The organism is Archangium gephyra, assembly GCF_042230915.1.
GTDB lineage: Bacteria > Myxococcota > Myxococcia > Myxococcales > Myxococcaceae > Archangium > Archangium gephyra_B.
The window spans coordinates 5,987,927-6,000,643 of sequence record NZ_CP102578.1 but is presented as its reverse complement, the minus strand read 5'-3'; the positions used below and the strand labels follow the sequence as shown (position 1 = coordinate 6,000,643).

The following is a 12,717-nucleotide window of genomic DNA, read 5'->3' as shown; positions in this document are numbered from 1 at the left end:
CTCAGCCCGAGCCCCCCTCCCTCAGCTGCACCTCGACGGAATACGGCACCTCCCCGGCGAAGCTCGCTCCCGCTTCCTTGCGGAACCATGTGAGCTGCCGCTTGGCGTAACGGCGCGTCTCCTGGGCCGCCTGCTGGATGGCCTCCTCCACCGTCAGCCTTCCGTCCACCACCGCCTTCGCCTGCACGTACCCCACGCTGCGCATCGGCGCCGCGTCGGCATGACCCCGGGCGATCAGCTCGCGCACCTCGTCCACCAGCCCGCGCTGGAACATGGCCGCGGTGCGCTCGTTGATGCGCTGGTACAGCACCTCGCGCGGCGGCGTCAGCACGTGCATCCGGAAGGGATAGCGCTCCGCCGCGAACGCATGCTCCTTGCGGAACTCGGACGCCGGCTTGCCCGTCTGTTTGTGGATCTCCAGCGCCCGGATGGTGCGCACCAGATCGTTCGGCGGCAGCTTCGCGGCCGTCTCCGGATCCACCTCGGCGAGCTTGCGGTGCACCGCCTCCCGGCCCTCGGCGGCGGCGAGCGCCTCCAGCTCCGCGCGCAGCTCGGGATCCGCTCCCGGTGCCTCCACCAGGCCATGCAGCAGGATGCGCAGGTACATGCCCGTGCCGCCCACCACGAACACGGGCTTGCCCCGCGAGGCGATGTCCTCAATGGCCGCATCCGCCCGGCGCTGGTACTCGGCGGCGGAGAAGGGCTCGAGCGGCTCCACCACCGAGATGAGGTGGTGCGGCACCGCCGCCAGCTCCTCCGCCGAGGGCTTCGCCGTCCCGATGTCGAAATACCGGTACACCTGCTGCGAGTCCGCGCTGACGATCTCCCCCCCCTCGCGGCGGGCGAGCTCGATGGCGAGCGCGGTCTTCCCGGACGCGGTGGGTCCAGCGATGACGGTGAGGAAGGGTTTCATCACGGAACAGGATAGTAGGCTGGGGCGTGTCATCCGCGCTCGGACGATGAAGCAGCGGACGTTCCAGCGGCACCGCGGAACGATCCCCCGGAAGCCCCCGGGGCTGTAACCATGAGCCATTTGGCTTCAGGAGGCGGCGGGCGCTCCGGGGGGATGGCCGATGGCGAAGTGTTCGATCCAGCTCGAACTGGACGACAGCGAGAGCACCTATGCGCCTGGAGAGCTCATCACCGGCACCGTCGTGGTGAAGGTTCTCAAGCCGTGCCGGTGCGAGCAACTGGCCCTCCGCTGGCAGTGGCGGGCTCGAGGCCAGGGCATCACCGAGCCGGGCCTCGCCGAGCACCTGCTCACCTTGAGCGAGCGGGAAGAGTGGCTCGCCGGCCAGGAGCTGCGCTACCCATTCCGTCTCGAGGCCCCGGAATCGCCGCCCACCTACCATGGGCGTCTGGTGTCCGTGGACTGGTACCTGCAGGCCAACGCCCGCGTCCCCGGCTTCCTGGACTCGATCCTCCAGGTGGAGACGCCCTTCTCCCTGGTGCCCGCGGAGACGAAGCAGCCCGCACCCGCCACCAGCGCTCCGGACGCCTGGCACGAGCTGGAGCTGAAGGTTCCCAGGGACGCCCACGGGAACTTCGCCTTCGTGGGCGTGCTCGTCCTGATCTACATCCTGGCGGCGTTCCTCTCCCAGAAAGCCCCCGGCCTGTTCTGCCCGCTCATCCTCCTCGGCGTGGGCGGTGCACTCCTCTATCGAAGGCGCCGCCGCGCTCCCATCTGGTCCCGCGCCATGGGCAACCTGTGGTTCGACTCGGCGGCCGTGGCCCCGGGCACGAGCAGCGGGCTGCGCCTCCATCTGCGGCCCGAGAAGGAAGTGCCCGAGCATGACCTCTCGATCTCGCTGGAGTGCGTCGAGCTGGTGACGATCTCCCCAGAGAAGAGCTTCCAGGCGTTCTTCAGCGCATGGAACACCCTTCCCAACCGGAGCACCACGCAAGAGCACGTCGTGTACACGGAACAAGTCCTGACGTGCACGAACCGGGCGCTGAGCGCGGGCGAGCTTCTCGAGTTTCCCCACGTGACGTTCGCCATCCCCTCCGGTGCGCCCACCAGCTTCATGCTCGCGAATCACGGACTCAGGTGGCGCCTGCGGCTCGAGGTGAAGCTCAAGGGCGACAAGAGAACCTTCCTCCAGCTCATCCCCTTCCAGGTCCAGCCGCACCTCCCGAGGCACCGGGCAACCGAGCCCCACTACCAGGCCCTCCAGGTCTCGAACTCGCTTCCCTCCGAGCCGGCCCCGTGGCTCCAGGACTCACCGCCCCGTGAGGAGGAGCGGCGCGCCTCCCCGCTGTCGTCCGAGGATGTCCGCCGCCAGCTCGAAGGCGGGCTCGAGGTGCTGGAGGCCGCACACGCGCACTACTCCGCCCTGGAGGAGGCGCTCCAGGCGCCGAAGTGGAAGCTCCACCTGCGGCCACGGCTCGAGACGCTGCGCGAGGCGAGACGCCAGGAGCCCGCGCTCGTGGAGGCGCTGGAGCGTCTGCATCATCGCGCCCGTTCCGAGGCCTGGGCCGGGACCGAGCCGGCCCTCGTGCTCGCCCACGAGGTGGAGCGACTCCGGGCCCGGGTGGGAGCGCTCGCGAGCCAGCAACTCGGCTCGCCGGAGGAGCGGGAGGCGTCCCTCGCACGGCGGCTCGAACAGCTCGAACGGAGCGTCGTCCAGTCCCTTCCCGCGCCACTCGCGCCCGGGGAGAAGCTCCTGTGCTCCGGACGGTTCTCTCCGTCCCTGTTCCTGCCGGTGGTGTTGCTGTTGCTCGGGATCTCCTTCACCCACTGCGCCGCCGTGAGGATGCGTGGCGAGGGGGCGACGCCCGGTGCCGGTATCTGGTGGGGCGCATGGGTGCTCCTCACCGCGCTCTGTTTCTGGCGCCAGTACCGCCGCTCCGGGAGCTTCTGGCTCACCGAGAGCCGGCTGATCTGGCTGCCCACGCGAGGCGATCCCCTCCAGGTTCCCCTGCACGACATCCGGCGCTCCGGTAGCGGCGGTTTCAGCGACCCCAAGAGCGTGAAGGTGGACCTGGTGGACGGGCAGACCCTCCAGCTCGCGTTCATCTCCCGATCGAGACGCTTCGCCGACGAGTTGAAGCGCCAGTGTCAGGCCTCGCATTCCCGCGAGCCTCCGGGGGACGCTGCTCCGCCGGAGCCGCCGGCCTCCGCACCCGGGTGAGCGGGAGCGCGACGTCCACCAACTGGTCCGACTGTTGGACCAGTCGGCGTCACTTCGTCCCCAGCCCGGCGCGCACCACGTCCGCGGCGGAGGCATCCCGCGCGAAGACGAGCCGGGCCGTCTCCACGCCCGACAACAGGCGGCTCGCCGTGCCCAGCAGATGGCGGCGGCCGGCGGCGGAGGACTCGGGCAGGAGCGCGTTGAGCAGCAGCACCCGGGCCACCTCCCCGGCTCCCACGGGCTCCCAGCGCGAGGCCGCGTCCCAGCCCAGCAGCCCCACCACGCGCAGCGAGGCCTCGCGGGGAACTCCCACGTTCCACGGCGTCCCGGCGGCCCTCCAGCCCTCCGCCTCGGGCCACACCGCCACCAGCTCGTCCGTCAGCACCGTGCCCCCGGCCCTCGCCCACAGCGTGCCCAGGGTGCTCTTCCCCGCTCCCGAATGCCCCGTCCAGAGCGCGGCCCGGCCCTCGTGCTCCACCGCCACGCCGTGCACCAGCAGGCCCCCCCGCCGCGCCAGCTCGCCCGCGAGCATCACCTTCAACACCGTGTCCACCGGGAAGCGGCCCTCGCCCGTCACCGTGGCGCTCCGGCCCTCGGGGGCGAGCTCCGCCACGTAGTCCTCTCCCTCCACCCGCAGGCCTCCACCCGGAACGGGGCGGGGCTCGGGCAGGGAGCGCATGCTGGACGCCGAAGCCGGAGCCGCCGGGCGCAGCACCCGAATTCGTGCCTGGGCGGGTGCCTCGGTGCGGAACGCCGGGAAGGCCCGGGCGAGTGACTCCTCCAGCGCCGCGTCCTCGCACTCGAGCGACACCGTCCAGCCGGCCAGCGCGAGCGTCACCCCATGGGACGAAGCCCCCTCACGGCAGGTCCGAGCACGAGCCCGGAATGTCGCAGCCGTAGTCGTCGTGGAAGGACACCTGCGCGAGCGCGACGAAGGGCTGCTCCCAGAGGACCGCGGGCGGCTCGTAGACGCGCGCACGCGGGGCCGGCACCGGCTCCTTCGAGTCGGGCGCGGTCGGGTTTGCCCCGGAAACTGGCTCGCGGTCTCGCGTCAAGAAGGGCTCGGGAAAGGGCTCAGGGGAACGGCACCGGGAAGGCGCAGATGCGGCCGTCCTGGGTGCCCACGTGGAGGCGCGACACGGTGCTGTCCACCGTGGGCGTGCCGATGGCCAGCGCGCCGGGCAGCGAGAGCTGCTTGCCGTCCACGCCGGTGGTGATGTCCAGCTCGTGCAGCTTCTCGTCCTTGCCGCCGACGTAGAGGCGCTGCACGCCGCCGCTCGTGAAGGAGAAGGAGCCAGACGGGCTGGGAATGGGCGTGGCCCAGAGCTGCTTCACCGTGGTGCCCGTGGAGGTGGTGGTGACGCTCCAGCGCTCCACCCTGCCCTCCGCGTCGCTGGCGCCCAGGATGCTCACCACGAAGCCCCCATTCACCGGGCGGGCGAACTGGGAGAACGCGGGCACCGAGGCCGAGGGGCGGCTCGCCACGGAAGCGCTCCAGGAGACCTTCAGGCCCACCATGTCGACGCCGTACACCGTGCCATCACTGTTCGTCACGAGCGCCAGGTTCACCGCCGAGCCATAGCGCACGAGGCCGAAGTCGATGTCCCCGAGGGACAACCGGGCCAGCTCGGCGCCGGTGAGCGAGTCCAGGACGCGCAGCGAGGCCAGTGCGCCGCCGTTGGAGCGCGCGCCCACGTACAGCCGGTTGTACGTGTAGTCGATGAGCATGCCGCCGCTCACCATCCCGAGATCCCCCGGGGCGTATGTCCACACGGGCGTGCCGGTGGCGGCGTCGAGCGCCACGACCTTGTTGGCGGTGCCGGTGCTCAGCCGGGTGGCGAAGAAGGCCAGGTCGCGCCCGGGGAAGGCCGCCTTGTAGGCCGCGTTGGTGGAGGTGGTGTCGTGGAGCTGCACCACCGGGAAGGACTGGATGGTGCCGAGCGAGGTGGTGGAGCGCCAGAGGAGCTCCCCGGTGTCGGTGCGGATGACGTAGGCGAAGCCCGCCTGATCTCCGGTGACGATGTACTGCCCGGGCAGGCCGGAGAGAGGGACGATGGGGAAGCGGCTCTGCACGGCGCCCTGGAGCTGCACGGGCCGCCAGCGCTCGTGGCCATCCAGCGCGGGCGAGGCCGTGTTCGTCAGGTTGGCCGTCACGCGGCCCGAGGTGTTGGAGCTGAAGATGCCCACGCCCAGCTCGGTGATGGGCTGCTGCAACGTGGAGAAGCCCACGCTGTAGCACCACAGCGGCTGGCCGGCCGCGCGGCTGGTGGGGACGGACTTCAGCCCGAGCGACTGCGGCGCGTTGCCGGGAGAGTACCGGTACAGCGTGTCGTGGTTGTGCACCCGGTAGACGTAGGCCGTGCCGTTGGTGAGCCCGGAGTCCTCGACGGTGGAGGCCACGCTCAGCTCGTCCGAGTACACCACCGTCGCGTTGCCGAGCGTCTCGCCCGCCACGTAGCGCCGGCCCGGCTCGGGGGCGGTGTTGGGGGCGGTGCCCACGGCGCGCAGCACGAGCACTCCGTCATGGTCGGACGGGTTGGTCCACACCAGCGTGTTGCGGCTCTGCCCGGCGATCGCCACCAGGGAGTCCACTTCGGGCACCGCGCGGTTGACGAAGAGGGTGACGGGCGCGTCCACGCGCAGCGTGTTGGTGGTGGTGCCGCTGACCTGGGTCAGCTCCAGCTGGTGGCTGAAGGCCGTGTCGCTGGTGACGTTGCCGATGGCGGAGTAGTCGAACGAGAAGGTCTTCTGCGAGCCCGGGGCGAGGCCGGGCGCTCCGGTGGGCGCCGTCCACGTGTAGCCCCCCTTGGTGTCCTTCACCCAGCCGCTGCCGTCGTTGGCGAACGGCGTGCCCGAGACGGTGAAGAAGACCGGATCCGGCGGGAGCAGCTTCACGGTCCGGATCTCCACTGTGCCGCCGTTGTAGAGGGTGTAGCGGAGGGTGCGGTTCCTGGCGCCGGAGATGAGGGAGGACGGCTCGATGGCCAGCCGGTGCTCGACGATACGGCCCTGCGCGGAGGCCACCCACCCCGTGGAGAGGGGCGCACCGGAGCGCGTGGCATCTGCCTGGCCCTCGAACAGGAAGGTGCTGCCGATGGGGCCGTCCATGCGGTACTTCCAGATGAAGGAGACGGACGAGCCCGGGCCGAGCGACGAGGCGCTCGCGGGCGTGGGACCGCTCAGCAGCGAAGGCATCGCCGTTCCCACGAAGGTGGGGGCCCGGGGAACGACGTCCCGGTAGAGGCTGGTGGAGGGGTTGGACACCACGAGGCGGACCGTCACCGTGTCGCCCGGGGCGATGCTGGCGGGCAGGGCCTCGACGAGCGCCGGGAAGCTGCTCACGCTCACCTGGAGCGAGGACGTCGGCGCGGTGCTCACCGTGCCGTTGCCCGCGGAGGCCTGGAAGACCGAGGACCCCTCCGCCGTGGACTGGAGCCTGCCGGTGAAGGCCCCGGTGGCCCCCGGAGCCAGCGAGAGCGTGGCCGGCGAGAAGGCCGTCACCGTCTTGCCGAAGGCCGCGCTGCCCACCACCGCCGGGCCGCTCAGGGTGATGTTGCTCTGGTTCACCAGCGAGCGGTTCACCACGATGAGCTGCACCGTGACATTGGCCCCGAGCTGCAGGGTGCGCGGCAGGGCCGTGAGGGTGGCGGACAGGCCCACGCGCTTCCAGCGCGCCAGCGCCGGGTCTCCGGTGAACGTGACGCCACCGGGGCACGTGTCCCGGGCCATGCTCGACTTGGTGGGATTGTTGCCGCCCACCAGCGCGTCGGTGGTGTCGGCATTGGCCGCGAGTCCCACGAGCCGCAGGGTGAAGCGCGCGGAGGCTCCCGGCGCGAGCCCCAGGGGTCCGGGGGTGCAGGAGCCCGTGGCCCGGTAGGTGATGCGGCGCTCCTTGCGATCGATGGTGCTCACCGTCCAGCCCGCCGGTGCGTCACCGCCATCGACGTCATAGGCGGCACCATCGACGGCGAGGCTGACCTCGTTGAGGGGACGGGTGCTGGTGGAGGCGTTGCGGACCTCGAAGACGAGCGAGGAGATCTCCCCCATCACCGCGGAGCCCTCCACCGGGGTGACGGTCCACGCGTTCTGGGCGAGCACGGTGGCGGGCAGCAGCAGGGTCAGCAGCGCGAGCAGGCGTGCGTTCATGGCGGAGCCTCCTCAGCGGTCCAGGGTGAAGGTGGTGGTGGTGAGCGGCACCCCATCGACGAAGAAGCGCGCCTCCCAACTCCCACTCAGGCCGTGGAAGGGGATGTTCGTCCCCGCCACCGGCAGGCTGAAGACGAGCTCGCGCTGCTCGGTGGGCACAGCCTCCACCTTCCGGGTGTGCTTCTCGTACGCGGCGGGGCCCGGCGCGAGGAGTTCCGCGTCCACCGACGCCGAGCCGACGATGCCGCTCACGCGCAGCCGCACCTCCACCGCCGTCACCTCCGACAGGCCCCGCGCGCCCTCGGGCACGTAGGTGACGTCCGCCGAGCCCACCAAGGGAGGCAGCGGCGGCGTGGGCCTCACCTGCGGCGAGAGGCCATTCCACGACACCTCGGCGGGCACCACGGGCCCGGGCTCCACGGGCGGCTCCCCTGCCCCACCCGGAGGCTCCGGAGGACGGGCTTCGTCACAGGCGGCCAGCCACAGGACCACCGACGCCATCACGAGCGCTCTCATCGAAGCACCTCCTCCGCGTCCAACAGTCCATGTCCCGCGAGCCGCTCGAGGAAGCGCAGGCAATCCCCGAGCACCTGCTCCACGTCCACGCCGTACTCGTGCGCCACCACGGCGGCGATCTCCCGCGCGGTGCGCTGGCCGTCACTCAAGTCCCAGACGCGCGCCGCGGTCTCGTTGAGGCCGCGCAACATCCGCCCTTCCGCATCCAGCACCACGAAGTCCGCGCCGAAGCGCTGGCCCTCCGCGCCCTCGCGCCTGCGGGGGATGCTGTCCGGGCGGAAGCTCATGCGCGCCTCCGTCTTCCGAGCAGCGCCGCCAGCCCGCGCTTCACTCCCACGCGCCAGCGGCCCCAGCGCAGCGGCCCCCGGTCCCACCGGCCCGGCCCGAGCACCTCGCCGCCCCGGCGCACCTGGCGCACCCGTCCCAGCACCCGCTCGCGCGGCACGGGGGGATCCTCCGCCCAGGCGTTGTCCCCGAGCAGCACGCACGTGTCCCCGTCACACCGGCGCACGCGGTGCACCACCAGCGCATGCGGAAAGCGCGCGAGCACCACCTCGCCCGGGCGCAGCTCCCCGCCCCACGGCTCCACCTCCGCCACGTCCCCCGAACGCAACGAGGGCCACATGCTGTCTCCCTGGATGGGAATCCAGCACGGGCCCTCGTTTCGACCTCCAACCATCCAGTCTGGCGGCATGACTGGAACGGGATTGTAAGGTCACAATCCCGACACATCAAACCGATGGCCCTTCTAAACCCTTGAATTCTCAAGGGTCCCGCCGGTTTTTCCCCGTTTCTGAGACTCTTCCCGTCTCAGGAGGCGGCGGGAGCGGTCGGCCGAGCGAGCGCCGTGCGCACGGCGGAGGCCAGCTCCTCGAGCCGCACGGAGATGGGGTCTCCCCCCGCCATGGGCTTGAGCTGGGCCTGGCCGCTCTCGCGCTCGTTCTGGCCGAGCACCAGGGTGAAGCGGGCGCCCGTCTTGTCCGCGCGCTTCATCTGGCTCTTGAGGCTGCCGCCGCGCGTGTCGAACTCCACGCGCAGGCCCTCGCGGCGCATGCGGCTCACCAGCCCGAAGGCCACGTCCGCCGAGCCCTCGTCCGCCGCGGCGATGAAGAGGTCCACCTGCGGGGAGAACTGCTGGCCGCTCTCCTTGAGCAGCAGGCAGAGCCGGTCCAGGCCCAGGCCAAAGCCCACCGCGGGCACGTCCGGCCCGCCGAGGCTCTTCACCAGCTTGTCGTAGCGGCCCCCCCCGCCCACGGTGCTGGCGGTGCCCAGCGCCGGGTGCGAGGCGATGAACTCGAAGGTGGTGCGCGTGTAGTAGTCCAGGCCGCGCATGATGCGCGAGTTGACCACGTACTTGATGCCGAGCACGTCCAGCTTGCGCTGCACCTCGGCGAAGTGCGCGCGGCACGGCTCGCACAGCGACTCGGTGATGTTGGGCGCGGCGTTGGCGATCTGCTGGCAGCGCTCGTTCTTGCAGTCGAGCACCCGCAGCGGGTTCTTCTCCAGGCGCACCTTGCAGTCGTCGCACAGCTCGCTGGCGTGAGCGCGCAGGTGCTCCACCAGCCGGTTCTGGTAGCCGGGGCGGCACGCGTCATCGCCCAGCGAGTTGATGTTGAGCGACACGTCCGTGAGCCCCAGCTTCTGCAGGAGCTGCACGACCATGTCCATCATCTCCACGTCCTGGGCGGGCTCCTTGGAGCCGTAGCCCTCGGCGCCGATCTGGTGGAACTGGCGGTAGCGGCCCGTCTTCATCCGCTCGTAGCGGAACATGGGGCCCATGTAGAACCAGCGGGTGATCGGCTCCTGGTTGAGGATGGAGTGCTCGATGTACGCGCGCGCGGCGGGAGCGGTGCCCTCGGGACGCAGGGAGAGGCTGCGGCCGCCCTTGTCCTCGAAGGTGTACATCTCCTTGCCGACGATGTCGGTCGTCTCGCCCACGCTGCGCACGAAGAGCGCCGTGTCCTCCACCATGGGCGTGCGCACCTCGCCGTAGCCGAAGCGCGAGAAGATGTCCCGGGCGGTACGCTCCACGTGCTGCCACACCTCCACGTCGCCGGGGAGGATGTCGTTCATGCCCTTGACGCCACTGACCTTCTGACTCACGGAATCTCTCCAATCCGCCGGCCCATGCGCACCACCGCCTCGGGCTGGAGGCTGTCGTCCCACTTCACCCGCCCCGGCTCGAACACGAGGATGACGGTCGAGCCCATCTCGAAGCGGCCCAGCTCCCCGCCCTTCTCCACCGGAATCGCCGTGTCGTAACGGTGCACCTTGCCCGGCTTGCCCAGGTGGGTGATGACGTCCTCGTAGGCGGCCTTGATGCGGGACACGCAGGTGGCGCCCACCTTCACCACGGCGCACTTGCCGGCCACCGTGTCCAGGTAGGTGACGAGCCGCTCGTTGACGCAGAAGAGCGACTGCTTGTTCTTCACCGAGGCCGGGTTGACGGGCCAGAACTCGCCGGGGATGTACGAGTAGCCGGTGATCTTCCCGCCCAGCGGCGAGTGGATGCGGTGGTAGTCGCGCGGGGACAGGTAGATGGTGGTCCAGGCGCCGCCGTGGAAGGGCTTCGCGGCCTCCTCGTCACCGAGCAGCTCGCCCACCGAGTAGTGGATGCCCTTGGCCTGCATGACGCGGCCGTGCTCGGCGTAGCCCACCTGGGACACGGCGCCGTCCACCGGGGACACCACCACCTTCTCGCCGGGGTCCACGGGGCGCGAGCCCGTCTTCAGGCCGCGGGTGAAGAACTCGGCGAAGGTCGGGTAGTGCTCGAGGGCGTGCTCCGCCTCGGCCAGGTCCACGTTGTACATCTTCGCGAAGGCCTTGATGGCGGCCCGGTGCAGCGGAGCCGGAGCGGGCAGGCGGGTGGCCATCCCCACCGCCGTGGACAGGGCGGACTTGGGGAGGATGTTCATCAACTTCATGAAGGTCTGTTCGTTCATGACGTGTTCCGCGAGGGAAAAGACGGGTTCCGCGTGGGAAATCTGAAATGGGATGCGCGAGCCGGCTTCAGCGACCACCATCGGTGGGGCCACCCGTGCCGCCATCCACGGGGATGGCCTGGATGGCGCTCCGGGGCACCTGGGCGAGCACCTTGCCCTCTTCGATGATCAACACCTGATCCTGGAGCGACGCATACTGCTGGCGACACGCCGGGCGGTCCGCCAATTCCCAGCGGTCGCGGCGGCCACGGCCCTTCACCTCGAGCGGCTCGCCCTTCTGGAAGCAGCCGGAGCTCGCCAGCTGGGCCTCCGGGGTGCCGACCCCGGGCACGCCCGTCCCGGCATCGGCGCCGGTGCCCGCGTCGGAGGCCTCGTCGGGCTCCTCGGAGGCGGAGGGAGCGGGCGCGGCGCTGCTGGGGGCCGAGTTGAAACCGGGAGGCACCTGGCCCGGCTGGCGCGCCTGGGCCATGGCGTCGGTCTTGGCCTTCTGCTGGGCCTCGGCCTGCTGCTTGCCGGTCTGGATGCGGGTGCGCAGCTCCTGGGCCGCCGGGGCATCGAGGCTGTCCGCGGGCACCTGAGCCAGCAGGGCCTCCACCTGGGCCAGCTCTGGATCCAGGAAGGCGTCGTCGCCCTTCTCCCCGTAGAGCTTGCCGAAGCGCGTGTGCGCCTGGGCATAGGCCTCGGAGGGCTTGGCGGGCTTGCGGCAGGCCACGGGGGCCGCCACCACGAGGAGGGCCGTCAGGAGGCCCACGAGGGTCCGGCTGGAAGGGAGGGTGCGCACGGGGCCGGTTTTCTACGCCATTTCCGGACCGCCGCGCCCCTTTTTCGCACGGGAGCCCCACCCCGGCTGAGAGGGGGCATCCACGGGTTTACACCCCGAGGAACAGCCGCTTGCCGAAGTTCAGCGCCAGCGACGCGTCGAAGATCTTCTGCGCGGCCGACTCGATGTCGTACTCCACGCGGAGGTACTCCACCGTGCGCGCCCCGGTGTCACAGATCACGAAGCACGCCCGGTTGTCGTAGTCCCGCGGCTGCCCCACGCTGCCCACCGAGATGATGTACTTGTAGCCCCGGCGGATACCGAACTTCTGCGCCACCACGTCGTGCACCTCGCCATTCCCAATGGCGAACGCCTTGCACAGGTGGCTGTGCCCGATGAACGTCACCTCCGGCAGGTGCTCCACGTACGGCGCCAGCTCCCGCGCCTGCTCCAGCGCGAAGATGTACTCGTACGCCTTGGGCTCCACCGGCGAGCCATGGCTGAAGCCCACGTCCCCAATCCGGTACGTGTACGGCAGGCTCTTGAGCCACTCCATGTTCTCGTCGGACAGCACCCCGGCCGACCAGTCCAGCGCATGGCGCGCGGCGTCGTAGTAGTACGAGTAGTCCATCCGCCCGGCCACCGCCGCATCATGGTTGCCCAGCAGCGTCACCTCGGTCACCGAGCGCACCAGATCGCAGCACGCGTTGGGCGAGGCCCCGTAGCCCACGATGTCGCCCAGCGAGACGATGCGATCCACCTTCTGCTCTTCCGCGACGCGCAACACCTCCGTCAGAGCCTCGATGTTGGAGTGGACGTCGGAGATGATCGCGATTCGCATGGTGGGTTCTCGCCGGTGCCCACGTCCGGTGTTCAGCTACCGAACGCGACCCCTCGCTGCTCTTCGGAGATGATGCGCCGCAGCAGTGCCTGCGCGCTAGAATCCAGCGCTTCGAACTTCAGCCCCATCCCCGGCGGCCCCTTGTCATGCCGCTGCGGCCGGCTCCACACCACCGTCGCCTCGGCCATGACCTCGCGCACCTCGCCGCTGCTCAACCTCAGCAGCGTGCGCCGCCCCGTGTCCAGCGGGGTGTGCGTCTGCAGGAACAACCCACCCTCGCTCAGATTCGCGATCCGCGCGTAGAGCGTGATGTTCTCCGACTCGCACCAGCACCGCAGGCGCGAGGGGAATCGTGCGTTCTTTCGGTTATCCGTCCGCAAC

At 70.5% G+C, this 12,717-nt stretch carries 13 protein-coding genes; 1 reads left to right on the top strand and 12 read right to left on the bottom strand.

Features of this window, described 5'->3' with window-relative positions; all coding sequences use genetic code 11:
• Window position 1: 1 nt before the first annotated feature.
• Window positions 2-913, bottom strand: coding sequence for a tRNA (adenosine(37)-N6)-dimethylallyltransferase MiaA (miaA, locus tag NR798_RS23500; RefSeq protein ID WP_375773813.1), 912 nt, complete (start codon window positions 911-913; stop codon window positions 2-4).
• Between the two features lie 160 nt (window positions 914-1,073).
• Between miaA and NR798_RS23495 the strand changes: the two genes are divergently transcribed.
• Window positions 1,074-3,131 (top strand): hypothetical protein, encoded by a 2,058-nt coding sequence (locus NR798_RS23495; RefSeq protein WP_375764709.1) that lies wholly within the window; start codon window positions 1,074-1,076, stop codon window positions 3,129-3,131.
• 49 nt (window positions 3,132-3,180) lie between these two features.
• On the opposite strand, the gene NR798_RS23490 is transcribed toward NR798_RS23495, so the two are convergent.
• The 11 genes from NR798_RS23490 to NR798_RS23440 form a co-directional block, all read right to left on the bottom strand.
• The gene (locus NR798_RS23490; RefSeq protein WP_375764708.1) at window positions 3,181-3,969 is read right to left on the bottom strand and encodes a hypothetical protein; all 789 of its coding nucleotides are present in this window, start codon (window positions 3,967-3,969) and stop codon (window positions 3,181-3,183) included.
• 19 nt (window positions 3,970-3,988) lie between these two features.
• Window positions 3,989-4,123 carry a hypothetical protein gene (locus tag NR798_RS23485; RefSeq protein WP_375764707.1) on the bottom strand — a complete coding sequence of 45 codons (135 nt, stop codon included), beginning with the start codon at window positions 4,121-4,123 and terminating at the stop codon, window positions 3,989-3,991.
• Window positions 4,124-4,205: 82 nt separating this feature from the next.
• Window positions 4,206-7,277, bottom strand: a complete 3,072-nt coding sequence (locus NR798_RS23480; protein ID WP_375764706.1) for a PQQ-binding-like beta-propeller repeat protein — start codon at window positions 7,275-7,277, stop codon at window positions 4,206-4,208.
• 12 nt (window positions 7,278-7,289) lie between these two features.
• Window positions 7,290-7,793, bottom strand: a complete 504-nt coding sequence (locus NR798_RS23475) for a hypothetical protein (protein WP_375764705.1) — start codon at window positions 7,791-7,793, stop codon at window positions 7,290-7,292.
• Window positions 7,790-8,080, bottom strand: coding sequence for a PqqD family protein (locus NR798_RS23470; protein ID WP_375764704.1), 291 nt, complete (start codon window positions 8,078-8,080; stop codon window positions 7,790-7,792). The genes NR798_RS23475 and NR798_RS23470 overlap by 4 nt, the downstream gene beginning before the upstream one ends.
• The gene (locus NR798_RS23465) at window positions 8,077-8,472 is read right to left on the bottom strand and encodes a S24/S26 family peptidase (protein ID WP_375764703.1); all 396 of its coding nucleotides are present in this window, start codon (window positions 8,470-8,472) and stop codon (window positions 8,077-8,079) included. The genes NR798_RS23470 and NR798_RS23465 overlap by 4 nt, the downstream gene beginning before the upstream one ends.
• A 131-nt stretch (window positions 8,473-8,603) precedes the next feature.
• Window positions 8,604-9,866, bottom strand: a complete 1,263-nt coding sequence (gene hisS / locus NR798_RS23460; protein WP_375773812.1) for a histidine--tRNA ligase — start codon at window positions 9,864-9,866, stop codon at window positions 8,604-8,606.
• A 26-nt stretch (window positions 9,867-9,892) separates the two neighbouring features.
• Complete coding sequence (gene asd / locus NR798_RS23455; protein ID WP_375764702.1) at window positions 9,893-10,735, bottom strand: archaetidylserine decarboxylase; 843 nt, start codon at window positions 10,733-10,735, stop codon at window positions 9,893-9,895.
• A 67-nt stretch (window positions 10,736-10,802) separates the two neighbouring features.
• Complete coding sequence (locus NR798_RS23450; RefSeq protein WP_375764701.1) at window positions 10,803-11,516, bottom strand: hypothetical protein; 714 nt, start codon at window positions 11,514-11,516, stop codon at window positions 10,803-10,805.
• 88 nt (window positions 11,517-11,604) lie between these two features.
• A complete protein-coding gene (locus NR798_RS23445) occupies window positions 11,605-12,336 on the bottom strand; it encodes a metallophosphoesterase (RefSeq protein WP_043393211.1) in 732 nt (243 codons plus the stop codon).
• A gap of 32 nt (window positions 12,337-12,368) precedes the next feature.
• Window positions 12,369-12,716, bottom strand: a complete 348-nt coding sequence (locus tag NR798_RS23440; protein WP_375764700.1) for a TIGR02266 family protein — start codon at window positions 12,714-12,716, stop codon at window positions 12,369-12,371.
• Between the last annotated feature and the right edge of the window lies 1 nt (window position 12,717).